This is a genomic window from Hartmannibacter diazotrophicus (genome assembly GCF_900231165.1).
In the GTDB taxonomy this organism is placed as follows: Bacteria; Pseudomonadota; Alphaproteobacteria; order Rhizobiales; family Pleomorphomonadaceae; genus Hartmannibacter; species Hartmannibacter diazotrophicus.
Genome location: NZ_LT960614.1, coordinates 4,188,611 through 4,211,991, shown reverse-complemented (window position 1 = coordinate 4,211,991; position 23,381 = coordinate 4,188,611). Strand labels below are relative to the sequence as shown.

The window sequence follows — 23,381 nt, the reverse complement described above, 5'->3', positions numbered from 1 at the left end:
ATTTAAAATAGCAAAGAACAAAGACCTTTCGACAAGGCGTGCGCGGTGGCCGGAGGGACGCCGGCGCGTAAATCCCAACTGGAACAGACATTTTCCGGGCTCTTCGGATCGGCGCGACAGCCCTGTTCGACGGGCATTTGCTTGTCGATCGGAAATGACCAGCGCGGCCGGACATGCGGACGGCGGGCGTTGCCAACAACAAAACCGCATGAGTGGGGTGGACCATGCTCGACGTCACGATCGGCGGCGCTTTGCTCGCCGGCGCGCTTTCCTTCGTCTCGCCTTGCGTGCTGCCGATTGTGCCGCCCTATCTGGCCTGGCTGGCCGGCGTGGGCTTCGAGGACCTTCAGCAAGAAAAACCCGGCTCCGAACAGCGGCGGCGCATCCTGATGTCGGCCATCGCCTTCGTGCTCGGCTTTGCCACCGTCTTCGTCGCTCTCGGTGCGACGGCCAGCATCATCGGCCGCACGATCGCGCAATATTTCGATGTCCTGTCGATCATCGCCGGCGTCATCATCATCGTCATGGGCCTGCATTTCCTGGGGGTCTTCCGCATCGGCCTGCTCTTTCGCGAGGCGCGGGTCACCGTTCGCACCAAGCCGGTCGGGCTGCTGGGGGCCTATGTGCTTGGCCTTGCCTTCGCCTTCGGGTGGACGCCCTGCGTCGGGCCTGTGCTGGCTGCCATCCTCTTCGTGGCGGGGGCCTCGGACACGGCCGCGCGCGGCGCCATCCTGCTCGCCGCCTATGCGCTCGGTCTCGGCATTCCCTTCATTCTCGCCGCCGCCTTCGCGAGCCCGTTCCTGAAATGGGCGGCCCGCTTCCGGCGGCACATGCACAAGGTGGAAATGGCGATGGGCGGGCTGCTCGTCGTTACCGGCATCCTTTTCGTTTCCGGGCAGATGTCGGTGATCTCATACTGGCTGCTGGAGACCTTCCCGGTCTTCCAGACGATCGGATAGGAGGAACGTCATGGTGAGGAGCATTCTGGTGGCGGCGGCCTTCGCGGTGCTTGCCGCTCTGCCGGCCCGCGCGGAGGTGGGGGAAGACGGCCTTCACAAGGAAGCCTGGTTCTCGATCACCTTCCGCGACATCGCCGAGGACATCGCGCAGGCGAAATCCGAGAACAAGCGCCTCGTTCTGTCGATCGAGCAGCGGGGATGCATCTACTGTCAGGCGATGCACGAGAAACTGCTGAGCGACCCGGAGGTCCGCGACTACATCAAGGCCAATTTCATGGTCGTGCAGTACAACATGTTCGGCGACGAGGAGGTCACGGACACCGACGGCGAGAGCCTCACCGAGAAGACCGCCGTCCGCAAATGGGGCTATCTCTTCACGCCGACGCTCGTCTTCCTGCCCGAGGATCCGCCGACGGATCTTTCCGTCGACAAGGCCGCGGTCGCGGTCATGCCGGGCGCCTTCGGGAAGTGGACCTTCCTCAACATGTTCAGATGGGTTCGCGAGAAGGGCTACGAGACCGACGAGCCCTTCCAGATCTATCACGCCCGCATCATCCAGGAGCTGCGCGCCGCCGGCCGTCTCGGCGCCGAGTGACGGGCGCCGTCATTGATTTTTATGATCGCAACGGCTGGCCCGGAACCGAGCGCGGCTCAGGCTGTGATTTTGCGGCATTGCGGTAATCGTCTGATTTGAAATCTGTTTCTGTCCGTCGATGAGGAGCCTTGGGCTCGCTGACGAGATATATGCAAAAATTCATATTTTTGTATTGACCTATCGCGGCGAGTGATTATCCTGTTTCGAGTTGGAACGATTTAAATGAACCGATGCCCGCAAGAGGCATGGCGCAAACAAACATCGGGGGAAGGAAACGCTGCCATGAAAATGGGGAGGAGTCTGGCTTTTGCCTCGGCCGCAGTGATCCTGACGGGAGCTGTCCATGCCGCTGAGGTGGTGCCCGCAAGCGTGACGTTCGACGAGAACAAGGTCGACATGTCGCTGACCGGCCAGCCCGGTGACGCAAAGGCGGGTGAAGCGACCTTCGTCAGTCGAAAGCTCGGCAACTGCCTTGCCTGTCATGAGGTCTCGGCGCTGAAGGCGGAGCTCTTTCATGGCAACGTCGGGCCGTCGCTCGATGGCGCCGCCGACCGCTGGTCGCCGGCCGAACTGAGGGCGATCGTCGTCGATTCGAAGAAGGTCTTCGGTCCGGACACGGTCATGCCGGGCTTTTATTCGCTCAATGTGGGCATCAACGTTCGCAAGGACCTTGTGGGCCAGACGATCCTGACCGCCCAGCAGGTAGAGGATGTTGTCGCGTTTCTGGAAACGCTGAAGCAGTGACGCGGCAGGCGGTTGTGAGAGGAGACATGAACATGATGATTTCAAGGCGGGGATTGATGGCCCTGTCCGCCGGTGCCGCGTGCGCCGGATTTACCGGTCTTGCCGTCAGTCCGGCGTTTGCCGATGTCGATGCGACGGCCAAGGCGGTTGCGGCCTTCGGCGGCGGTCAGGAGCCGGGAACCGGCAAGATCACGCTGACGGCGCCCGAGATCGCCGAAAACGGCAATACCGTGCCGATCTCGGTCAGTGTCGAAAGCGCCATGGAAGGCGACGATCTGGTCGAGTCCGTGGCCATCTTCGCCGACGGCAACCCCAATCCCGAAGTGGCCATCTTCCACTTCACGCCGCTCAGCGGCGAGGCCTCGGCCACGACGCGCATGCGCCTTGCCAAGACGCAGAATGTCGTTGCCGTCGCCAGGATGAAGGACGGCTCCGTCTTTGTGGACAAGAAGGAAGTCAAGGTGACCATCGGCGGCTGCGGCGGCTGAACCAGGACCGGGAGAGAGACGAATGGCGACGCCAAAACCACGTATCAAGTTGCCGAAGACCGCCGACAAGGGCGAGGTCATCGTGATCAAGACCCTGATCAGCCACACGATGGAATCGGGTCAGCGCAAGGATAAAGAGGGCAAGCTCATCCCGCGCCAGATCATCAACAAGTTCAGTTGCGAGTTCAACGGCCAGCCGGTGTTCTCCTGCGACCTCGAACCGGCGATCTCGGCCAATCCTTATTTCGAGTTCAGCGCCAAGGTGATGGAGGCTGGGACCTTCAAGTTCACTTGGGTGGACGACGACGGCTCGGTCTACACCGACGAGCAGCCGATCAAGGTGAACTGAACCGCGGCAGCAACAAGGGCAAAGCCCGACGCCGTGGGTCAAGAGGGGGAGGAAGCACCGTGACGAGGACCTTGACGATATCTTTGCTCGCCGCCACCGCCTGTCTGGGCGTCGCCGGCGTTGCGATGGCGGATCCGACGACCGACGAGTTGGTGATCGACGGTCAGGAAATGATCACGCGTGCACCTGCCCCCGAAGGGCACCCGTTCGACGAGGTGCTGTCCGGCTGGCTCTTCCGCGAACCGGAGACGCGGGCGACCGAGGCCGATTCCTTCGAAAATCCGGGCATGCTCGCCGTCGAGCACGGCGGCGAGGTCTGGAACACGGTGGAGGGGACCGCCGGCAAGTCCTGCGCCTCCTGCCACGGCGATGCTTCCGAAAGCATGAAGATGGTCGGCGCGAGCTTTCCCAAATGGGATGCGGCGACCAACAAGCCCATCGACGTCGAGATGCAGATCAATCATTGCCGCGAGAAGAACATGGGGGCGGAGCCCTACAAGTTCGATGCCGGCGATCAGAAGGATCTGACGGCCTACATCAAGCACCAGGCGCTCGGAACGCCTGTGCATATGGACCTCTCGCAGGGCGACATGCAGGGCTGGTGGCAGAAGGGCAAGGATCTCTACTACACGCGGACCGGCCAGTTGAATCTGTCCTGCGCCTCCTGTCACGAGGCCAACATGGGCAAGTTCATTCGCGCCGATCACCTCAGTCAGGGACAGGTCAACGGTTTCCCCACCTACCGCTTCAACACGGGCGGCATGGTGTCGATCATGAACCGTTTCCGGGGCTGCCTGCGCGATACGCGGGGCGAATTCCCGGCGGCCTTCTCCGACGATCTGCTGGCGCTTGAGGTCTACGTCACCTGGCGTGGCACCGGGCTCTCGGTCGAAACGCCGGCCGTGCGGCAGTAACTGGGCGTCGTCTGCCCATCTGGACAATGTTTGAGACATCGGGACAGGGCACGGGCCTCGGCCGAAGTGGGCCGAGGCGAGCGGACGGCTGTCTCTCGGAGGATGGTGAATGATCTCCAGACGCGAATTTCTGTCGGCAACGGCCGCACTTTCGGCCCTCGGCGGATTCGGCCTGTCCGGCCAGTGGGCGCGGGCGGCGGCGCAGCAGACGCTGACCGAAGACGCGCTGCTGGATTTCGGCGCCGTCGGCAACGTCACGCTGGTGCATCTGACCGACATCCACGCCCAGCTTGTTCCGGTCCACTTCCGTGAGCCGTCGATCAATCTCGGTGTCGGGCCGGTCGCCGGGTTGCCGCCGCATGTGACCGGCGCCGACTTTCTCAAGCTCTACAACATCGCCCCCGGCTCGCCGGAGGCCTATGCGCTGACGTCGGAGGACTTCACAGCCCTTGCCGGAACCTACGGCAAGATGGGCGGCCTCGACCGGATCGCCACGGTGCTGAAACGCATCCGCTCCGAGCGTGAGGGCAAGGTGCTGTTTCTCGACGGCGGCGACACCTGGCAGGGCAGCTATACCTCGCTGAAGACCCTCGGGCAGGACATGGTCGACCTCATGAACCTGCTCGAGCCCGACGCCATGACCGGCCACTGGGAGTTCACCTACGGCGCGGAGCGCGTCAGGGAGATCATCGACGGGCTGCCCTTCGCCTTCCTCGGCGGAAACATCTTCGATGCCGAATGGGACGAGCGTGCCTTCGATGCCACGAAGATGTTCGAGCGCGGCGGCGTCAAGGTCGCGGTCATCGGTCAGGCCTTCCCCTATACGCCGATCGCCAACCCGCGCTGGATGATCCCGAACTGGTCCTTCGGCATCCGCGAGGAGGAAGTCGCGGCGAATGTCGAGGCGGCGCACGCCGACGGCGCCGAACTGGTCGTGCTCCTGTCGCACAACGGCTTCGACGTCGACCGGGAACTTGCGAGCCGCGTGCCCGGGATCGATGTCATCCTGACCGGCCACACGCATGATGCGCTGCCCGAGCCCGTGATGGTGGGCAAGACGATGCTGATCGCCTCCGGCTCGCACGGCAAGTTCGTCACGCGCCTCGATCTCGATGTCCAGGGCGGCGAGATCAAGAATTACCGGCACCGGCTGATCCCGATCTTCTCCGACGTGATCACGCCCGATGCGGAGATCGCCGACGCGGTCGCCAAGTCCCGCGCGCCCTATGAGGACGAACTCAAGCGCGAGCTTGCGACCACCGAGACGCTGCTCTACCGGCGCGGCAACTTCAACGGCACCTTCGACGACCTCATCTGCGAGGCCCTGCTGGAGGTTCGCGAGGCCGATATCGCACTGTCGCCGGGCTTCCGCTGGGGCACCTCCGTGCTGCCGGGGCAGAAGATCACGGTGGAGGATCTGCATTCGGCCTGTGCCATGACATATCCCGCTGTCTACCGCTCGACGATGAGCGGCAAGATGCTGAAGGACATCATGGAAGATGTTGCCGACAACCTCTTCAACAAGTCGCCCTACTACCAGCAGGGCGGCGACATGGTGCGCGTCGGCGGCATGGCCTATGCCATCGATCCCGAGGCGGACATGGGCGGGCGCATCTCCGAGATGACCCTGCTCAAGACCGGCGAAGCGATCGATCCGGGCAAGGATTATGTCGTCGCCGGATGGGCCTCGATCAACGAGGAGACGGAAGGACCGGCGATCTGGGACGTGGTGGAGGATTACCTCAAGGATCACCCGGTGGTGAAACTGGCCGAAAACCGTTCGGTCAAGGTGGTGGGCTAGAGCGCTTTGCGGCCAGATGGGTTCATCAGGACGACGAAGCGGCAGGCCGAACTTGAATGCCCGGACCATGGTCTTTCTGCTCAAGTCGCATCGCTTGAGCGGACCGTGATCTGGAAAGCAACCGGCTTCGGACGGCAGGACGACCGTTTCTGGAGCGATCTTTTTGGCATCTGTATATGCAAATATTCATATGTGTAGATGCGGAAATGTGAGGAGGAGCTGATGCGCAAATGGACGGACGGACGCCCTGGTGCGTCCCGCCGCAGCTTCCTGAAGGCAGGGCTTGCCGGCGGGGCGGCCCTGGCGGCAAGCAAGGCGCAGGCGGCCGGCGACCCGGTGATCACCGAGGTTCAGGACTGGAATCGGTACCCCGGCGACGGGGTCGATGTCCATCCCTACGGCATGCCGTCGCAATTCGAGGCGGATGTCGTTCGGCGCAACGTGGCCTGGCTCACCGCCGACCCGATCTCGTCGATCAACTTCACGCCGCTTCATTCCCTCGACGGCATCATCACGCCGAACGGGTTGTGCTTCGAGCGCCATCACGCCGGCGCCGCGGTCATCGACCCCAAGGAACACCGGCTGATGATCAACGGGCTTGTCGACAAGCCGCTGATCTTCACGATGGAGGACCTCAAGCGCTTTCCCCGCTACAACCGCGTCTATTTTCTCGAATGCGCGGCGAACAGCGGCATGGAATGGCGCGGGGCCCAGCTCAACGGCTGCCAGTTCACGCATGGCATGCTCCATTGCGTCATGTACACGGGCGTCCTGCTCAAGGACATCCTCAACGAGGCGGGCGTCAAGACGTCGGGCAAATGGGTGTTGGCGGAAGGCGCCGACGCCTCGGCGATGACGCGCTCCATTCCGCTGGACAAGGCGATGGAGGACTGCATGGTCGCCTTCGGCCAGAATGGCGAGGCGCTGCGCACCGAGCAGGGTTATCCGCTGCGCCTCGTGGTTCCCGGCTTTGAAGGCAACATGTGGGTCAAGTGGCTGCGCCGGCTGGAAGTCGGTGACGAGCCCTGGCAGCAGCGCGAGGAAACCTCGAAATACACCGACCTTCTGCCGAACGGAAAGGCGCGCCGCTTCACCTTCGCGATGGATGTGAAATCGGTGATCACCAATCCGAGCCCGCAGGCGCCGATCACCCACGGCAAGGGACGGACCGTTCTCACCGGTCTTGCATGGTCGGGACACGGCACCATCAAGCGCGTCGACGTCTCCATCGACGGCGGGCGCAACTGGCACACGGCGCGGATCGACGGGCCGAGCCTGTCGCTGGCGCTGCACCGCTTCTACTACGAATTCGACTGGGACGGCTCGGACCTCTACCTGCAGTCCCGGGCGATTGACGAAAAGGGCTATGTCCAGCCGACCAAGAACGAGTTGCGCGCCACGCGCGGCGAGAATTCCATCTATCACAACAACGGGATCCAGACCTGGTACGTGAACAAGGACGGGGTGGCCGAGAATGTCGAAGTTTCTTGAGACTGCCGCTATCGGCACAGTGCTGGCCCTTGTCGCGACCGGGTCGGTGGCTCTTGCGGGAGAAGCCGATCCGAAAGCCGGCGAAGGGGCGGGCGAACAGTTCCATCTCGGCCGCGTCGCGACGCCGGACGAGGTGGCGGCTTGGGATATCGATGTCCGTCCCGACGGCCTCGGTCTTCCCGAGGGGAGCGGAACCGTCGCGCAGGGCGAGGCGATCTTCGACGAGAACTGCGCCTCGTGTCATGGCGATTTCGGCGAGGCGGTCGGACGCTGGCCGGTGCTCGCCGGCGGGCAGGGCACGCTGAAGGACGATCGGCCGGTCAAGACGATCGGATCCTACTGGCCTTACCTCTCGACGGTCTACGACTATATCCACCGGGCCATGCCGTTCGGGAATGCACGCTCGCTGTCGAATGACGATGTCTATGCGCTGACGGCCTACGTGCTCTATCTGAACGACGTCGTGACGGACGAGGATTTCGAGCTTTCGAAGTCCAACTTCGCCTCGATCCACATGCCGAACGAGAAGAACTTCATTCCCGACGATCGCGACTCGGAGCCGCAATACGCCAACGAGAGCGAGCCGTGCATGACGGACTGCATTCCCGGGAAGGCGAAGATCACGATGCATGCGGCCGTGCTCGACGTGACGCCGGAGGCCAATGCCGACAAGAAGGACGAGGCGCCGGCGGCGGGTATCGAATAGGACATCCTCGCAACAGGGAGCCTGAAATCCGGCCTTGCACCGGCGATGCGCCGTCTGGCCCACCCACGAAGGGCGCTTGTCGTCCAAGTGGGGGGATTGGTCGCCCTCCGACCGCACAAACGGCAATTCGCCGGAAAAGGCATACCCTCCCTCGATTTCAGGCTGCTTGTGAGCCGGATCCGGATCGTCTTTGGCGACCTGGATCCGGCTCGCAATCTTTTGAAGGGGGCGTGCCCGGTTCCGGAACAGGGACGCGGGATCGTGTGGTAGAGATCCGGCGAACAGACGCAATGATGTCCAAAGGTCCCTGGGGAGGCGCAAGACCGTCTCGCCTTCGTGCCGGCGACGCTTGCGCTCCAGCCATTCCCGTTGCCACACCCGTCCCAAGGATCTCCCGATGCCGGACTTTCCCTATCGAACCGCACTGATCGTCGGCGCCGGGCCAGGCATCAGCGCCTCGCTGGCCCGCGAACTGACGTCGCTTGGCATGGCGGTCGGTCTTGTGGCGCGCAATGTCGACAAGCTTGCAGGCCTTGCCGAGGAAACCGGGGCGCATCGCTTTGCCGCGGATGCCTCCGATCCGGCGTCGGTCGAAGGCCTCTTCGATGCCGTCGGGAAGGAGATCGGCGATCCGGATGTCGTGATCTACAACGCCAGTGCCCGCGCGCGCGGCCCCCTTGCCGAACTCGACCCGGTCGAGGTCCAAAAGGCCCTTGCCGTGACGGCCTATGGCGCGTTCCTCGTCGCCCATCATGCCGCGCGGCGCATGCTGCCCCGGGGGCATGGGGCGATCCTGTTCACGGGCGCGACGGCCGGCATCAAGGGCTTTGCCGGTTCCGCGCCCTTCGCGATGGGCAAGTTCGCACTGAGGGGCCTTGCCCAGAGCGCCGCCCGGGAGCTTGGCCCCAAGGGTATCCATGTCGCGCATGTGGTCATCGACGGGGGCGTACGGTCCGAGGCGCGCCCCGAACCCACCGACACGCCCGACAGCATGCTCTCGCCCGACGCCATCGCGCGAAGCTATGTCAGCGTTCTTCGCCAGGAGCGCAGCGCGTGGTCGTTCGAGATCGATCTCAGGCCCTGGGTCGAGCGCTTCTGACCGGCGACGGGCGCCCCGCCGATCCGCTGTGGAAAGCCGCCGAAACCGCTTCGGCGGCTTTGATTTGAAAGCGGATCATCGAGCCAAGGTCGCGGACCCACTCTCGAAATCGTGTTGGGGCCGTTTCCGATTAAGCATGCGTTCGAGGTTGCATCGGCGTCGTAATATGTTTTCTCTGCGGACATCTATCCCAAGATTGGAGTGCCGCAATGACGGATACGTCCGAATATACCCCGCCGAAGGTCTGGACCTGGGAGGCCCCGAGCGGAGGCGCCTTTGCCAGCATCAACCGTCCGATCGCCGGGCCGACGCATGAAAAGGACCTGCCGGTCGGCAAGCACCCGCTCCAGCTCTATTCGCTGGCAACGCCGAATGGCCAGAAGGTCACCATCATGCTGGAGGAGCTCCTCGCCAAGGGGCACAAAGGCGCGGAATACGATGCCTGGCTGATCAAGATCGGCGACGGCGAGCAGTTCAGCAGCGGCTTCGTCGAGGTCAACCCGAACTCCAAGATCCCGGCGCTCATGGACCGCTCCGGCCCGAAGCCGATCCGCGTTTTTGAGTCCGGCGCGATCCTGATGCACCTTGCGGAGAAGTTCGGCGAGTTCCTGCCGACCGACGTTGCCGCGCGTGCCGAGTGTCTCTCCTGGCTGTTCTGGCAGATGGGCAGCGCGCCCTATCTCGGCGGCGGCTTCGGGCACTTCTACACCTATGCGCCGGTGAAGATCGAATACGCCATCAACCGCTTCGCGATGGAGACCAAGCGCCAGCTCGATGTTCTCGACCGGCGTCTGGCCGAGAGCGAATATCTTGGCGGCGACGACTATACGATCGCGGATATCGCCGTGTTCCCGTGGTACGGCGGCCTGGTCAAGGGCTGGCAGTATGGCGCGGCGGAGTTCCTGTCGGTCCAGGACTACAAGAACGTCCAGCGCTGGGCGGACACGATCCTGGAGCGCCCCGCCGTGCGGCGCGGTCGCATGGTCAACCGGATGTCGGGCGAGCTCTCCGAACAGCTGCGCGAGCGGCACGATGCCGGCGACTTCGAGACGAAGACGCAGGACAAGCTCGAGTCGGCATCCTGACGACAGTTTCGGCCCCGGCATGGATGACCCATGCCGGGGCCGCTTTCGCTCTTCGGAGCGTGCAGGACTTGGGCGGGCTTTGCGGTGCGCGCAGGCGGTCTCCCGGTAGCCGTTTCCTGCCGCCGAACTCGCGCGGCCGGCCAGAGATCCCGAGGCCGGAGACGGGGCCTTTCCGTGTCGCGCTGCGGCCTGGCGAGGCTGCCGCGAACCGCGGCGGAGAGCCCCGGCGACGCTCACAGAAATTTTTGTACTCATGACCAAATGTAGCAACGACATAACACGCAGCTACGTAGATACTCTGATATAATCGATTTAAGTTGAGGCGGATCAGGCGGGCCATTCGCTCGCACGGAGAGGGTGGACAGCCTTCGACGGGCTGAACCAACGCCTTGCCCGGCCATAAGAAAAAAGGGAGGTGCGGGAAAATCGATGGTGGAGTTCTTTTCGAAATCGAGTGAACCGAGGCGCGAGGATGCGCATATGCGCCGGGTTCTGGAACAGAACCGTTCAACGATCACGCGGCTTGCCGACCAGTTCAGCAACGGCGCCTATTCGGCCTCGAAGCAGCCGCGCGAGGAACCGAAGGCTGAGGGCCTGATCATTCACGCCCTCTCCGGCCCGGTCCGCTCCGACGTCGCCGAACCGCATGTTCGCGTCAGCGTCAACGGGCGCGTCATCGTGATGGACCTTTCCAGCGGGAGGCAGCTTCATCATCTTGGTGAAATCCGCAGGATCGACGGCGAACGCCGCTTCCGCCTCGCGACCCGCGAGAACGGCTTCTTCAGTCCCGTCGACGGCGACATCTCCGGCGCTCTGGCCGATCTGGACGATTGCCGGATCACGCCGGACTTCCCGGAGCCAAGGTTCGTCGAGGAAATCGGCCAACGCCTTGGATACGGCGGGCCGGCGGAGTGAGCGCCCGCCGATCTTGGTGACGACGGCGTGCCGAATGGCACGACGCGGCCGGAGCCGCAGGAGCGCCGAAGACGTGACGCGTGAACTGGATCGATTTCATGGCACGGACGACGAGAGACAGTTTTCCCCCCGGCGAGCATGAGGATGCCGCGCATCTGCATCGTGTGCTGCCCTCCCAACTCGACCGCGAACCACAGCATTTCCAACTGGATGAAGTCGCCTACGACGATCGACGAACGATGCGGGCCTGGGAAGATTTTCTGACCTGCGGCCGCGAAATCAAGACTGATACCCTCGTCCGGCGAACCATCCAGGATTCGTGGAGCCGAAGCGCGTCGGGCGGCATCGATGCCAACGGAACCGAAGCGCCGGTTTGCGGCGACGATAGCGAGATCGAGCGTCTGACGCTGGCCAATGCCGAACTTCTCTCTGCGGCGCGGCGTCCCTTCAGCACCATCGGACGGATGCTGGACGGAACGGGGGCGATGCTGGTTCTGGCCGATCAGGATGGCGTCATGATCGATGCCGTCGGCGACCGCAAGATCCTGCACGACGGCCGGGACATCAATCTGGCGATCGGCGGCAAGTGGAACGAGGACGCGGTCGGAACCAACGGGATCGGGACGGCGCTGTGGACGGGCGAGCCGGTCGTGGTTCACGCCGCCGAGCATTTCTGCGCCGGCATCAAGTCATGGACCTGCGCGGGCGCACCGATCCGCGATCCGTTCGACGGCAGCATCATGGGCGTCGTCGATCTGTCCGGCCATCCCTCCATCTTCAAGCCGCACAATGTCGCTCTGGTAATGGCCACGGCCCGCGAGATCGAGAAGATCCTCGACGACAATCAGAAGGACGAGAGAAGCCGCCTTCTGGAGGCGTTCATCAACCTCGCGCCGCGCTACGAAGGGGCCGACGGGCTGATGATCCTCAACGAGCGTGGCCGCATCGTCTACAGCAACAATGTCTCCAGGCGGCTGATGGAGGAAATCGCCCTCAGTCCTTTCGAGGACGGCGAAATCCTGCCGGAACTCGATATCAAGCGCATCGAGCGGGCCTACGGGGCTCTGGACGGCGCGGCCCGACCAGGGCTCGATCTTCATCTCAACCAGCTTGCGCTCGATGACGGCCGACGCGGGATGGCGCTGGTGTTTCCGGCGGCGGGCAAGGGGCGGAAATCGTCCGCCCCGGTTGCCTTCCCCGCTCCGTCGCGTCTTGCCAGACCCGCCGGCGGGCCCAACATCGTCGGCCAGAGCCCGGCACTGCTGGAGGCGGTCGATCAGGCGTTGAGCGTTGCCGCCTCGCCCGCGACCACGTCCCTGCTGATCGAGGGAGAGACCGGGGTCGGCAAGGAATTGTTCGCGCGGCTGGTTCACGAAGGCGGCGGGGCGTCGGCGAAGGGGGCCTTCGTGGCGCTCAACTGCGGGGCCGTCACCAAGGAACTCTTCGGCAGCGAGCTCTTCGGCCATGCGGCGGGTGCCTACACGGGCGCCTCGCGCGAGGGCCGGGCGGGCGTCTTCGAGCAGGCGGAGGGCGGAACCCTCAGTCTCGACGAGATCGGCGAAATGCCGCTCGATATCCAGCCCTTCCTGCTGCGGGTGCTGGAAGAGCGGGTCGTTCGCCGCATCGGCGAGGCGAGGAACCGGCCGGTGAATGTCCGGCTGATCGCCTCGACCAACCGGGATCTGCGGGCCGAGAGCGATGCGGGCCGGTTCCGGCGCGACCTCTACTACCGGATCAGCGCGGTTTCCATCCGCGTGCCGGCTCTCAGGGACCGTGCCGAGGACGTGCCGCTGCTCGTCGATCACTTCAATCGCAGGTTCGCCGGGTCGGCGGGCTGCGATCCGCTCATGTTTTCCGGCGCGGCGCTTGATTGTCTCATGGCCTATCGCTGGCCGGGCAACGTTCGCGAATTGCGCAACCTCGTCGATCGTCTGCATGTGCTCGCAAGGACGCGGCATATCGATGTTGGCGACCTGCCGCCGGAGATCCAGTCGCCTTCGACCCTGACGCCGCCGTCACCCGGCTGCGGGACAGTGGGAGACAGCGCGGTGCCGTGTCTTGCAAGCTTCGCGGACGCCGAGCGTGAGGCGCTGCGCCAGGCGCTCAGCGCGGAGGAGGGCAACCTCAGCAGGGTGGCCCGAAGGCTCGGGATCTCCCGCCCGACGCTCTACCGCAAGCTTCATCAATACGGAATTTCAAGGCAGTTCGTGTGAACGAAGAGGCCTCGCCGGCCTTACTGCCGGTGACGACCGATAGAAGAAAGCCCCGCCGGACGACTGTTCGGCGGGGCTTTCTCTTGTGTGCAGCCGTTTCAGTTCGGGGACGCCATCCGGCGTCAGGCGGGAAGTTGCCGCAAATGCCGCACGGGGCGGCCGGGTGTCACGGACGCGGCGGCATGGGCAATGGCGTTGGCGTCAAGCCCATAGTGGTGGAAGAGATCGCCGAGATTGCCGGACTGGCCGAAATGTTCGACGCCAAGCGGCTTGACCCGCTGCCCGAGCACGGAGCCGAGCCACGACAGCGTCGTTGGATGGCCGTCGACGACCGTCACGAGGCCGCAATCGCGCGGCACCTCGCCGAGCAGGCGCTCGATATGGCTTCGGGCATCGAGGCGCCCACGTTGGCGGGCCCGTTCGGCCGCGTGCCACCCTGCCGAGAGCCGATCCGCCGAAGTGACGGCGAGCACGGCGACGCCGCGCCGGTCCTCCGCCAGAAGACCTGCTGCCGCGATCGCTTCCGGCGCGACAACGCCCTGATAGGCGATCACTACCTCGCAGGACGGTTCCGGGCGTCGCAGCCAGTAGGCACCGTCGACGATGTCGCGGGAAAGCGCCGGCGTCATCTCGCGTGCCGGCTGGTCGATACTCCGCGTTGACAGGCGAAGGTAGACCGAGCCGCCGGTCTCGTCGCGCAGCCATGTGCGTTCGTCCGCATCGCCGTCGCCGTCGCGCTGGACATAGTCGAAGGCGAAGCGAAGAATTTCAGCGAGTTCGTCGACGAAGGCCGGCTCGAAGGCGGCAAGACCGTCCTGCGCGATGCCGATCAAGGGCGTCGAGATCGACTGGTGGGCGCCGCCCTCCGGCGCGAGCGCGAGGCCCGATGGGGTCGCGACCAGAATGAACCGGGCATCTTGATAGCAGGCATAGTTGAGCGCATCGAGACCGCGGCAGATGAAGGGATCGTAGAGCGTGCCGATGGGAATCAGCCGCTCGCCGAAGAGCGAATGGGACAGCCCGAGCGCCGACAGCATGAGGAAGAGGTTCATCTCGGCGATGCCGAGTTCCATGTGCTGGCCCGACTTTGAAAACTCCCATGTGAAGGTGGAGGGGATCTTCTCGTTGCGGAACACGTCCGCCATCTCGTCTCGGGCGAACAGCCCGCGCCGGTTGACCCATGGACCGAGATTGGTGGAGACGGTGACATCCGGCGATGTCGTCACGATCCTGTCGGCGAGTGGACCGCTGGATCTTGCCAGCTCGTTCAGGATGAGGCCGAAGCCGGCCTGCGTCGACATTTCGGCCTGATGCGGCAGGGCGAGGTGTTCGGGGACGTCGATCGGGGACGCACCGTAGCGCCGCGATCCTTCGGCATTGAAGGGAACGTCCTTCAGGAAAGCGCGAAGCTTTGCCGGCTCGACGTCGAGCCCGGCAAAGGGCTCCCACTCGGTGCCGTCCGCGATCCCCATCCTGGCCTTGAATTCGGCCATGTGGGCCGTCGTCATCAGGCCGGCGTGATTGTCCTTGTGGCCGGCAAACGGCAGGCCATAGCCCTTGATCGTGTAGGTGATGAAGACCACCGGCCGGTCGTGGTCGATCTTGCCGAAGGCCTCCATCAGCGTCGGCAGGTCGTGACCCGCCAGGTTGGTCATCAGGCGGGCAAGGTCTTCGTCCGAGCGGCTTTCGATGAGCTTGGTGACTGGCCCCTGGTCGCCGATGGCGTCGAGGAGTGCGCGCCGCCAGGCCGCGCCGCCCTGGAAGGTGAGGGCCGAATAGCGCTGGTTCGGGCAGCTGTCGATGAAGTCGCGCAGCTTCTCGCCGCCGGGCTCCTTGAAGGCCTCCTCCAGCAGCCGGCCATATTTCAGAACGACGACCTCCCAGCCGAAGCCGGAAAAGAGCGCCTCGAAACGCTGGTAGAGCCCTTCGCGCACGACCGCATCGAGGCTCTGGCGGTTGTAGTCGACGATCCACCAGCAATTGCGCAGGCCCTGCTTCCAGCCCTCCAGCAGCGCCTCGAAGATGTTGCCCTCGTCCATCTCCGCGTCGCCGACGAGGGCGATCATGCGTCCCTCGGGCCGATCCGCGTTCCAGCCATGGGCCTTCACATAGTCCTGCGCGAGGCTGGCAAAGAGGGTCTGGGCAACGCCGAGGCCGACCGAGCCGGTCGAAAAATCGACGTCGTCGGTGTCCTTGGTGCGGGACGGGTAGGACTGCGCGCCCTTGAAGGCCCGGAAGTCCTTGAGCTTTTCCAGCGTCTGGTTGCCGAGCAGATACTGGATCGCATGGAAGACCGGGCTTGCATGCGGCTTGACGGCGACGCGATCCTGCGGCCTCAAGACGGAAAAATAGAGCGCCGTCATGATCGAGACGAGCGAGGCGGAGGAGGCCTGATGGCCGCCGACCTTGAGACCATCTTCATTGTGGCGCAGGTGGTTGGCGTTGTGGATCATCCATGTGGAGAGCCACAGCAGCTTCTTTTCCAGCGCCTTCAGGCACGCCAGCCGTTCTTCGTCCGTCATGTCATACTCCCCGTTGAGGCTCTTGCCGGCCCTTTGGTCAATATAGTCGATTATCCGGCGGTCCGCTGCGAATTTGCCGGCGAACGCCAAGGGTCCGTTGCCATCGAGGCGGCGTGCGCACGACCGAAGCCGGTGACACAGACGCCAACCATTCGTCCTTCAGTGCCCGGACTTCCGGTCGCTTGCGGCCTTCTCGCCGCCGATGCGGTTTTCGGCGATCCAGCGGGCCCCGAGGACGAGCGCGCCCATGCTGAAGTCCTTGCCGTGGCGCGCCACCATTTCCTCGGAGAGTTCGGCAAGACGCCGGAAAAAGTCGTCCTTGCTGCGGTCTTCCTCGCTGAGCTCGATTTTTTCTGCCTGGGACATGGTGTCGGTTCCTCTCCTGTTGGTGGCGGGCCGAATGCCGGCTCGCGGAAAATCGAAAAAGCTGGAGCGCCGCTTCATGGATGTGCGGGAGCGTTCCAGAAAGCCAGCGACTGCCTTCATCCGTGGCTATTTGAACATCTGCGGCGGAAGGCCGATCAGGGCCGCCGTGCCGTCGCCTGAGCCGACAGCGAGATGCCTGCCGTCGGGCGACCATGCGAGGGCAGTCACGTCTGCGCCGGATGGCCGGAGGAGGAGTTCGTCGCCGAGGCCAACCTGGGCGACGACGATCTGGCCGTTCTCATAGGCCGCGGCGACGAGCTTGCGTTTCGGGTGGGCTGCGACCCGCTCGACGGCGACGAGGCCGCGTCGTCCGGTTTCGAGCGCTCCGGCCCTGCTGTCGCCGAGGGGAGCGGCCTCCATCGACCAGGCGGCGATCCGGAACGCACCGGAGGCGACGAGGGTGTTTGCCGGATGGCTGAAGACGGCGGTCTGCACCGCTGCCGGAAACCCGTCAATCACTGTCGAAGACCGCTGCTTGAGATCGATGAGGCAGACGCCAGCGTCCTGCTGCGGACAGGCCGCCCAGCGGCCATCGCTGCTCCAGGCGACGGCGGCCGGAGAGCGGGCAAGCGGCACGACGAGATCCTGTTCCGGCTCGCCCGCGACGACGGAGATCGTCAGGGCTTCGCCGTCGGCCATCGCCAGTTGCCGCCCGTCTGGCGACAAGGACAGAAGGCTGACCCTGCTTCCGCTCCCGACCTTGCGAAGCGCCGGTGTCTGGAGGTCGATCGTCATCAGGATCGCCGATCCGTCGCTGGCGACGGTCATGCCCGTGCGGGCGTTGTGATCGAGGGCGACGACCGGCGAGGGGAACGTGAGCGACGTTTCCTCGATCTCACCGTTGGCCGCGAGTTTCAGAATCTGGCCGGCGTCGGTACCGACAAGAAACTCGTTGCGGCTGAAAGGAGCCATGGGTGGAGCGCCTTCGCCCAGCGATGCGATTTCGATCATCGCGGCCGGAGGTGCGGAGCGGGGCCGGATCGTTGCCCGGCCGACGTCGGCGCTCATGCGGATCCGGGTTTCGGGCGCTTCCTCGTCGGCGGTCTGTGCGATCGCCAAGGCTCCATCATCGAGGGCGAAGAGAGCCGCGGTCCCGTCCGCGGAAAAGCAGGTCGACGCAATGCCTGCCTTGCAGGTCCAGTTGCGCGACAGAAGGTCGTAGAGCGTGACGTTGGGCATTGCTTGCTGGTTCATGGTCGCGGTCTCCCCCGGACGTTGCCGGACTTGGTCAGATCAGCAAGGCCAGTTGCCTGTCGAGTTCGGCAACAAGGTCCTCCAGGGCCTCGATGCGCCTTGCGCACTCCGCCAGGGCGGCCTCGGCCTCGGCCAATCCGATCTCGGTCTCTCGTTGTTCGTTGTCTGAATTCTGCGTCGCGTCATCCATTGAAAGGCGAAGCAACTCCATCTGTAGTCCGCAGATATTCTGATTTATCTTCAATGCCTCTGCATTCGCTCCGGAGATATCGGAAACCAGAATGAGGCGTATTTGAAGTAATTCGACATGCCTTGATTTCTGATTCATTTTGATGTCTCTCCTGAAAATCGAGAAAGACAATCGTCATGATCGCGGCTGACGCGAGATTTATTTCGAATTGGAATAACGTTCCGGCTGCTGATCCGGGTGACGACCGATGTGAAACTGGAGAAGCTTGCGATGTCCGATGCGTTCGACGACCGGTTCTTCAAGGTGCTGCACGAGGTGGCGGCACGGCATCTCCCCCCGGCGGATCCCTGCCTTTCAGCTCTCGATGGAGCGCTGAACGCGGACGATCCGGAGGCACGCCTTGCCGCCCGGGAAGCGCTGAACGCACTCGAGGCAACCGTTCGCGACCAAATCCTCATGGAAACGCACAGGACGCTGGCCATGGACGCGGCGTCGATCCTGGCGCAGTGGACGGCGCCGGCTGGCTCCCGGCATTGATGATCCCCGGCGGTCATCGCCTGCCTCCCTTGTCTGGCGGCCGGTAGGCGTCCAGCTTGCTTTCGAGCTGCGGCAACTGCTCGCGAAACTGCTCCTCGGCGGTGTCGATGTGCCGGCGGAGCTGGTCCCAGATATCGACGCGAAGCAGCGACGTCGTATCGCCCAGCAGGCGCTCCATCTCTTCAACCCGGAATTGATGCGACAGCGAGACGCCGGCAAAGACGAAATCGCGCATCATCAGCGCGTGGGTCTCGGCAAAACCTCCGATCAGGGGGTGGGTGTCGCCGTCGATCCCCTGCTCGGCCAGCCGCGCCAGAATGAATCTCTGGAAGTGACCCTGGAGCTGATGCTGGCTTTCGCCGAGGAACTTCATGACGAAGACGAGATCCCGGGCCATGAGGCGCGCCAGCCTGGCGGCGACGTCGTCACGGTCGGCAACGGGAGACCAAAAGGGGTCATCGGAACGGGGATCTTCTTTTGGCATGGGTTCGATGCCGGATCTTCGATTGGCGCAAACGGCTTTGAACTGCGCATGAATAAGGAGTGTCGCCAAGTATGTCGCGCGCCCTGCTCGATGGTCAATAGAAATACTGATGTGTGTAACGTAAAAATCCTTATTTTACATTTGTAATGCTTGAGTGTAACAAAACTTTACATAGTTACATATACGGATGATTGCCAGTTTATATTTGGAATAATTTGTCTTTTTGAATCAATGTTCTTTTCGTTTGGCACGGGCCTTGCTCCTTTGGTCGGCATAACAAGAAGCCATCGCAAGGACAGAGCCGCTCTCAATGCCGGCCTGTCGGGCAGGGCGGTCAGCGCTGCCGAAGCGGTGTCACAAGAACGAAGGGATGGGAGGAGCAACGCTCGCGAGCGCGTTTTCATCCGAAGAACCGCTGCCGCGCGCCTTTGATGGCGGCGGCCAGCCAAGTGACCGGGCGGAACGGACGCGACATCTCCTTGAGCACCTTTGCCGAAGTCGATTGACCTGTCGTCCGGATCAGGGCGCGTCACCGCGTGTCCCGGACGCACGGCAATCAGCACCTTGCGGTAGCAAAGACCGCTTCACGTGGGCCAGAGGCCCTCGACCCAAAACCTTTCAAGGGGAGGTTTGATTCATGTCGTCCTTGACACTGAACAAGATCACCTCGCAGCGCGGCATTTCCGTTGGCGAGGCAACCAAGAAGATTTCCGATCTCGGCTGGAACCCGAGCTACGTCCAGGAAGCGATGACGTTTCCGACCGACTACAAGATCGCGAAGGCACCGCGCGACCCGATGAAGCAGGTGCTGAGGTCCTATTTCCCCATGCAGGAGGAAAAGGACAACCGGGTTTACGGCGCGCTCGATGCCGCTCTTCGCGGCGACATGTTCCGCAATGTGGAGCCGCGCTGGGTGGAGTGGATGAAGCTGTTCCTGGCGATCATTCCCTTCCCCGAGATCTCGGCCGCCCGCTCCATGGCCATGGTCGCACGCCTCGCGCCCGGTGAGGATCTGAGAACCGGCTTCACCATGCAGATGGTCGACGAGTTCCGCCATTCCACGATTCAGATGAACCTGAAGAAGTGGTACATGGAGAACTACATCGATCCGGCCGGCTTCGACATCACCGAGGAAGCCTTCGGCAAGTGCTACGCGACCACCATCGGTCGCCAGTTCGGCGAAGGGTTCATCACCGGCGACACCATGACCGCCGCCTGCATGTACCTGACGGTCGTTGCCGAAACCGCCTTCACCAACACGCTCTTCGTGGCGATGCCTTCGGAAGCGGCCCGCAACGGCGACTATGCGCTGCCGACCGTCTTCCTATCGGTCCAGTCCGACGAGAGCCGCCACATCGGCAACGGCCACTCGCTGCTGATGGCTGCCCTCAAGGAGCCGGAGAACCACCTGCTGCTGGAGCGCGACCTGCGCTACGCCTTCTGGCAGAACCACGCCATCGTCGACGCGGCGATCGGCACCTTCATCGAATACGGCACCACCAACCGCGACAAGAACAAGGAGTCCTACGCGGAGATGTGGCATCGCTGGATCTTCGAGGACTACTACCGGACCTACATGCTGCCGCTGGAAAAATACGGCATCAAGATCCACCACGACGACGTCCACGAGGCCTGGAACCGGATCACCAAGAAGAACTACGTCCACAAGGTGGCACAGTTCTTCGCCGTCGGCTGGCCGGTGAATTTCTGGCGCATCGAGGCCCAGACCGACCGCGACTTCGAGTGGTTCGAATCGAAGTACCCGGGCTGGTACGCGGAGTTCGGCGACTTCTGGAAGTGGTATGACAAGCTGAGCCACAAGGGCCAGAAGCCGATCACCTTCGCCGAGGAGACGGGCTACGTCTATCCGCATCGCTGCTGGTCGTGCCTGGTGCCCTGCCTCATCCGCCAGGACATGGTGGTCGACGAGATCGACGGGCAACTGCACACCTTCGCCCACGAGCTCGACCGCTGGACTGCCGTCGAGGCCTTCTCGGACGAGTATCAGGGCCGCCCGACGCCTGCGATGGGCCGCTTCAGCGGCAAGCGCGAGTGGGAGACGCTCTACCACGGCTGGGATCTGGCGGATGCCATCAAGGATCTCAACTTCGTGCGCTCCGACGGCAAGACGCTGGTGCCGCAGCCACACCTGCGCTTCGACGACAAGGAAATGTGGACCCTCGACGACGTGCGCGGCTACACGCTCCAGTCGCCGCTCACGCTGCTCCGGCAGATGAGCCCGGCGGATCGCGAAAAGCACATCGCCGAATATCGCGCCGGGTTCACCATCAATCCCTGCAACTGACGTCCCAGTCGTGCGGAGGCCGCTTCCAGCGGCCTCCGCCACCGACGGAGACATTCGCCGGCGCGGTCCGTCAGGACCGCGAATGGCGGAGCTTTGGGGAGACCAAGCTCATGAGTTCAACCCATACCGTGCGCCTGGAGCCGGTGGGCGTGGAATTCGAGGTCGAGGAAGGCGAAACGGTGCTCAACGCCGCCTTCCGGCAAGGCATATCCCTGCCGCACGGATGCAAGGAGGGCCAGTGTTCGGCCTGCAAATGCATCCTCAATGACGGCGACACGGAAATGCTGCGCTACTCGACCTTCGCGCTCAACGACATGGAGAAGGACAGCGGTCACATCCTTCTCTGCCGGACGCTCGCCTACTCGGACATCGAGGTCGACCTCCTCAACTATGACGAGGAGGTCCTGTCGAAATCCATCGCCGTCAGGACGTTCAGCGGCCGGATTTCGAGGATCGAACATCTCACCCACGACATTCGCGGGATCGGGATCGCACTGGACTCGCCGATAAAATTCTGGGCGGGGCAATATGTCGACATCACGGTCACCACGGAAGAAGGGGAGACGATTACGCGCTCGTTCTCCATGGCAAATACGCCGGACGAAACCGAAGAACTCGCCTTCATCATCAAGAAATACCCCGAAGGCCGGTTCTCCGGAGAGCTCGACAGTGGAGGCATCCGCATCGGAGCCGCCGTCACCGTCACCGGACCCTACGGCACCTGCTTCCGGCGGGAGGGCCGGGAGGGACCCCTGATCCTGGTGGGCGCCGGTTCCGGCATGTCGCCGATCTGGTCGATCCTCAACGATCACCTGAAGAGCGGCGAGGCGCGCGACGTCTACTTCTTCTACGGAGCGCGAACGCAGGCCGACCTCTTCTATCTGGACCGGATCGGCGCGCTCACGGCGGCCCACCCCGAAGTCCGCTTCATCCCCGTTCTCTCCCATGCGGACGAGGACGCGGACTGGACCGGCGAGAGGGGCTTCGTCCACCAGAGCGTGGATGCCGTGCTCAAGGACCTCGACGTCGACGGGGAGGGCGATGTCTACGCGTGCGGCCCGCCGCCGATGATCGATGCCCTGCAGCCGGTGCTCTTCATGAACGGCTTCGACGTCGAGCGCGTCTTCTTCGACCGCTTCACCACCTCATCGGCTCCGGCCGCGGAGCCCACGTCCTCGATGCAGGCCGCCGCGCAATAGCGCGCCGGACCGAACGCCAGCAACAACCCACGATCAAAATCAAAATCGAGATCACTAGGGAGTGAAAACCATGCCAGCCATGTCGAGTTCCGTCGGTTCGGGAGCGGCCGGTGCCGCCATCTTCGCCGATTCTGACAGCCGCAAATACCGCTACTACGAGCCGCGCGGCCGTGCTGCGACGCACTACGAGGACGTCACGGTCGACGTCCAGCCCGATCCGGAGCGCTACCTGATCCAGAACTGGATCATCAGCTTCGCCAACGGCAAGGGCGCCTATATCAAGGACAACACGGCCGCCAAGAGCTCGAACTGGCACGCCTTCCGCGCTCCCGACCAGGAGTGGGAGCGCACGCACTACCAGCGCCAGTCGAAGATCGAAACGATGGTGCAGAGCGTCATCTCCAACGGCCGCAAATACGGTGCGGCGAAGGCCTTCGACAAGGCTTGGCTCAAGATCCTGCAGACGCATCTCGGCGCCTGGAAGCATGCGGAGTTCGGCCTCGGCACGTCGCTGATGCAGGCGCAGCGCTACGGCTACACCCAGATGATCAACAACGCGACGCTGACCAACTCGTCCTACAAGCTGCGTCTCGCCCAGGACATCACCCTCTATCTCGCTGAGATCGGCATGGACATCGCGGGCTGGGACGACACGCTCGGCAAGACCGCGTGGCTGGAAGACGGCGTCTGGCAGGGCACCCGCGAGGCGGTCGAGACCATCATGGGCACGACCGACTATCTGGAGCAGTATTTCGCCATCAACATCGTGTTCGAGCCGCTGGTGGGCGAACTCTTCCGCTCCGGCTTCCTGATGCAGGCGGGCGCGGCCAACAGCGACTTCATGACGCCGGCCGTGATTTCGGCGGCCGAGGCCGACTACGAGCGCAACCTCGCCAACACCATCGACCTCATGTACCTGCTGGCCCACGACGAGCAGCACGGGGCCCACAACGTGGCGCTCTTCAAGAGCTGGATCGCCAGGCACAGGGCGCTCGCCGACAAGGCCGCGCAGAACCTGCAGCCGATCTGGTCCATGCCGCATTCCAAGCCCGTGTCCTTTGAGGACATGCGCGCGGTCTCGCACGAGCGCTTCAACAAGATCCTCGGCGAACTCGGCATTTGATCCTCCTCCCGAGGCGTCCAAGTCCCGTCCGGGCCGGCCGGA

The 23,381-nt window shown here is 63.6% G+C and carries 22 protein-coding genes; 17 read left to right on the top strand and 5 right to left on the bottom strand.

From position 1 onward, the window contains the following. Positions 1-224: 224 nt before the first annotated feature. From HDIA_RS19600 to HDIA_RS19540, 13 genes are all read left to right on the top strand, one after another. The gene (locus tag HDIA_RS19600) at positions 225-959 is read left to right on the top strand and encodes a cytochrome c biogenesis CcdA family protein (protein WP_099557687.1); all 735 of its coding nucleotides are present in this window, start codon (positions 225-227) and stop codon (positions 957-959) included. Positions 960-969: 10 nt separating this feature from the next. Then, positions 970-1,554 (top strand): SoxW family protein, encoded by a 585-nt coding sequence (locus tag HDIA_RS19595; RefSeq protein WP_099557686.1) that lies wholly within the window; start codon positions 970-972, stop codon positions 1,552-1,554. 282 nt (positions 1,555-1,836) lie between these two features. Then, positions 1,837-2,298: a sulfur oxidation c-type cytochrome SoxX gene (soxX, locus tag HDIA_RS19590; protein WP_099557685.1), complete on the top strand. Its 462-nt coding sequence runs from the start codon at positions 1,837-1,839 to the stop codon at positions 2,296-2,298. A 32-nt stretch (positions 2,299-2,330) separates the two neighbouring features. Then, positions 2,331-2,786, top strand: coding sequence for a thiosulfate oxidation carrier protein SoxY (soxY, locus tag HDIA_RS19585; protein ID WP_099559037.1), 456 nt, complete (start codon positions 2,331-2,333; stop codon positions 2,784-2,786). 22 nt (positions 2,787-2,808) lie between these two features. Further along, the gene (soxZ, locus tag HDIA_RS19580) at positions 2,809-3,135 is read left to right on the top strand and encodes a thiosulfate oxidation carrier complex protein SoxZ (RefSeq protein WP_099557684.1); all 327 of its coding nucleotides are present in this window, start codon (positions 2,809-2,811) and stop codon (positions 3,133-3,135) included. 125 nt (positions 3,136-3,260) lie between these two features. Beyond that, a complete protein-coding gene (soxA, locus tag HDIA_RS19575) occupies positions 3,261-4,049 on the top strand; it encodes a sulfur oxidation c-type cytochrome SoxA (protein WP_099559036.1) in 789 nt (262 codons plus the stop codon). Between the two features lie 109 nt (positions 4,050-4,158). Beyond that, positions 4,159-5,850 carry a thiosulfohydrolase SoxB gene (soxB, locus tag HDIA_RS19570; RefSeq protein ID WP_099557683.1) on the top strand — a complete coding sequence of 564 codons (1,692 nt, stop codon included), beginning with the start codon at positions 4,159-4,161 and terminating at the stop codon, positions 5,848-5,850. A gap of 222 nt (positions 5,851-6,072) precedes the next feature. Continuing rightward, positions 6,073-7,341: a sulfite dehydrogenase gene (soxC, locus tag HDIA_RS19565; protein ID WP_099557682.1), complete on the top strand. Its 1,269-nt coding sequence runs from the start codon at positions 6,073-6,075 to the stop codon at positions 7,339-7,341. Next, entirely contained in the window at positions 7,325-8,047 is a 723-nt protein-coding gene (locus HDIA_RS19560; protein WP_099557681.1) for a c-type cytochrome, read from the top strand. The genes soxC and HDIA_RS19560 overlap by 17 nt, the downstream gene beginning before the upstream one ends. 397 nt (positions 8,048-8,444) lie before the next feature. Further along, a complete protein-coding gene (locus HDIA_RS19555; RefSeq protein ID WP_099557680.1) occupies positions 8,445-9,146 on the top strand; it encodes an SDR family NAD(P)-dependent oxidoreductase in 702 nt (233 codons plus the stop codon). A 209-nt stretch (positions 9,147-9,355) separates the two neighbouring features. Then, positions 9,356-10,231 (top strand): glutathione-dependent disulfide-bond oxidoreductase, encoded by an 876-nt coding sequence (yghU, locus tag HDIA_RS19550; protein WP_099557679.1) that lies wholly within the window; start codon positions 9,356-9,358, stop codon positions 10,229-10,231. A 429-nt stretch (positions 10,232-10,660) separates the two neighbouring features. Then, a complete protein-coding gene (locus tag HDIA_RS19545) occupies positions 10,661-11,146 on the top strand; it encodes a hypothetical protein (protein ID WP_099557678.1) in 486 nt (161 codons plus the stop codon). Between the two features lie 80 nt (positions 11,147-11,226). After that, the gene (locus tag HDIA_RS19540; RefSeq protein WP_245883982.1) at positions 11,227-13,359 is read left to right on the top strand and encodes a sigma-54-dependent Fis family transcriptional regulator; all 2,133 of its coding nucleotides are present in this window, start codon (positions 11,227-11,229) and stop codon (positions 13,357-13,359) included. Between the two features lie 122 nt (positions 13,360-13,481). On the opposite strand, the gene HDIA_RS19535 is transcribed toward HDIA_RS19540, so the two are convergent. The 4 genes from HDIA_RS19535 to HDIA_RS19520 all read right to left on the bottom strand — a co-directional run bounded on the left by HDIA_RS19535 (position 13,482) and on the right by HDIA_RS19520 (position 17,829). Further along, the gene (locus tag HDIA_RS19535; protein WP_099559034.1) at positions 13,482-15,881 is read right to left on the bottom strand and encodes a transketolase-like TK C-terminal-containing protein; all 2,400 of its coding nucleotides are present in this window, start codon (positions 15,879-15,881) and stop codon (positions 13,482-13,484) included. A 159-nt stretch (positions 15,882-16,040) separates the two neighbouring features. Further along, positions 16,041-16,247, bottom strand: a complete 207-nt coding sequence (locus tag HDIA_RS19530) for a hypothetical protein (protein WP_099559033.1) — start codon at positions 16,245-16,247, stop codon at positions 16,041-16,043. A 126-nt stretch (positions 16,248-16,373) separates the two neighbouring features. Next, positions 16,374-17,501, bottom strand: coding sequence for a WD40 repeat domain-containing protein (locus HDIA_RS19525; RefSeq protein ID WP_099557677.1), 1,128 nt, complete (start codon positions 17,499-17,501; stop codon positions 16,374-16,376). Positions 17,502-17,535: 34 nt separating this feature from the next. After that, on the bottom strand, positions 17,536-17,829 hold the full coding sequence (locus HDIA_RS19520; protein ID WP_099557676.1) for a hypothetical protein: 294 nt from the start codon (positions 17,827-17,829) through the stop codon (positions 17,536-17,538). A 132-nt stretch (positions 17,830-17,961) separates the two neighbouring features. Here HDIA_RS19520 and HDIA_RS19515 point away from each other — a divergent pair, with 132 nt between their 5' ends. Beyond that, a complete protein-coding gene (locus HDIA_RS19515; RefSeq protein WP_157775742.1) occupies positions 17,962-18,228 on the top strand; it encodes a hypothetical protein in 267 nt (88 codons plus the stop codon). Positions 18,229-18,241: 13 nt separating this feature from the next. On the opposite strand, the gene HDIA_RS19510 is transcribed toward HDIA_RS19515, so the two are convergent. Continuing rightward, positions 18,242-18,601 (bottom strand): hypothetical protein, encoded by a 360-nt coding sequence (locus tag HDIA_RS19510; RefSeq protein ID WP_197708048.1) that lies wholly within the window; start codon positions 18,599-18,601, stop codon positions 18,242-18,244. Between the two features lie 748 nt (positions 18,602-19,349). On the opposite strand from HDIA_RS19510, the gene HDIA_RS19505 reads away from it, so the two are divergent. From HDIA_RS19505 to HDIA_RS19495, 3 genes are all read left to right on the top strand, one after another. Next, a complete protein-coding gene (locus tag HDIA_RS19505) occupies positions 19,350-21,017 on the top strand; it encodes an aromatic/alkene/methane monooxygenase hydroxylase/oxygenase subunit alpha (RefSeq protein ID WP_099557673.1) in 1,668 nt (555 codons plus the stop codon). Positions 21,018-21,127: 110 nt separating this feature from the next. Next, positions 21,128-22,216, top strand: coding sequence for a 2Fe-2S iron-sulfur cluster-binding protein (locus HDIA_RS19500; protein ID WP_099557672.1), 1,089 nt, complete (start codon positions 21,128-21,130; stop codon positions 22,214-22,216). 70 nt (positions 22,217-22,286) lie between these two features. After that, positions 22,287-23,339: an aromatic/alkene monooxygenase hydroxylase subunit beta gene (locus tag HDIA_RS19495; protein ID WP_099557671.1), complete on the top strand. Its 1,053-nt coding sequence runs from the start codon at positions 22,287-22,289 to the stop codon at positions 23,337-23,339. The last annotated feature ends 42 nt before the right edge of the window (positions 23,340-23,381 follow it).

Coding starts and splice junctions, on each gene's coding strand:
- soxY (WP_099559037.1), top strand. CDS start 2,331: ATGATGATTTCAAGGCGGGGATTGATGGCCCTGTCCGCCGGTGCCGCG.
- HDIA_RS19525 (WP_099557677.1), bottom strand. CDS start 17,501: ATGAACCAGCAAGCAATGCCCAACGTCACGCTCTACGACCTTCTGTCG.
- soxA (WP_099559036.1), top strand. CDS start 3,261: ATGGCGGATCCGACGACCGACGAGTTGGTGATCGACGGTCAGGAAATG.
- HDIA_RS19520 (WP_099557676.1), bottom strand. CDS start 17,829: ATGAATCAGAAATCAAGGCATGTCGAATTACTTCAAATACGCCTCATT.
- HDIA_RS19495 (WP_099557671.1), top strand. CDS start 22,287: ATGCCAGCCATGTCGAGTTCCGTCGGTTCGGGAGCGGCCGGTGCCGCC.
- soxZ (WP_099557684.1), top strand. CDS start 2,809: ATGGCGACGCCAAAACCACGTATCAAGTTGCCGAAGACCGCCGACAAG.
- soxX (WP_099557685.1), top strand. CDS start 1,837: ATGAAAATGGGGAGGAGTCTGGCTTTTGCCTCGGCCGCAGTGATCCTG.
- HDIA_RS19515 (WP_157775742.1), top strand. CDS start 17,962: ATGTCCGATGCGTTCGACGACCGGTTCTTCAAGGTGCTGCACGAGGTG.
- HDIA_RS19500 (WP_099557672.1), top strand. CDS start 21,128: ATGAGTTCAACCCATACCGTGCGCCTGGAGCCGGTGGGCGTGGAATTC.
- HDIA_RS19600 (WP_099557687.1), top strand. CDS start 225: ATGCTCGACGTCACGATCGGCGGCGCTTTGCTCGCCGGCGCGCTTTCC.
- soxB (WP_099557683.1), top strand. CDS start 4,159: ATGATCTCCAGACGCGAATTTCTGTCGGCAACGGCCGCACTTTCGGCC.
- HDIA_RS19530 (WP_099559033.1), bottom strand. CDS start 16,247: ATGTCCCAGGCAGAAAAAATCGAGCTCAGCGAGGAAGACCGCAGCAAG.
- yghU (WP_099557679.1), top strand. CDS start 9,356: ATGACGGATACGTCCGAATATACCCCGCCGAAGGTCTGGACCTGGGAG.
- soxC (WP_099557682.1), top strand. CDS start 6,073: ATGCGCAAATGGACGGACGGACGCCCTGGTGCGTCCCGCCGCAGCTTC.
- HDIA_RS19510 (WP_197708048.1), bottom strand. CDS start 18,601: ATGAAGTTCCTCGGCGAAAGCCAGCATCAGCTCCAGGGTCACTTCCAG.
- HDIA_RS19505 (WP_099557673.1), top strand. CDS start 19,350: ATGTCGTCCTTGACACTGAACAAGATCACCTCGCAGCGCGGCATTTCC.
- HDIA_RS19535 (WP_099559034.1), bottom strand. CDS start 15,881: ATGACGGACGAAGAACGGCTGGCGTGCCTGAAGGCGCTGGAAAAGAAG.
- HDIA_RS19545 (WP_099557678.1), top strand. CDS start 10,661: ATGGTGGAGTTCTTTTCGAAATCGAGTGAACCGAGGCGCGAGGATGCG.
- HDIA_RS19560 (WP_099557681.1), top strand. CDS start 7,325: ATGTCGAAGTTTCTTGAGACTGCCGCTATCGGCACAGTGCTGGCCCTT.
- HDIA_RS19555 (WP_099557680.1), top strand. CDS start 8,445: ATGCCGGACTTTCCCTATCGAACCGCACTGATCGTCGGCGCCGGGCCA.
- HDIA_RS19595 (WP_099557686.1), top strand. CDS start 970: ATGGTGAGGAGCATTCTGGTGGCGGCGGCCTTCGCGGTGCTTGCCGCT.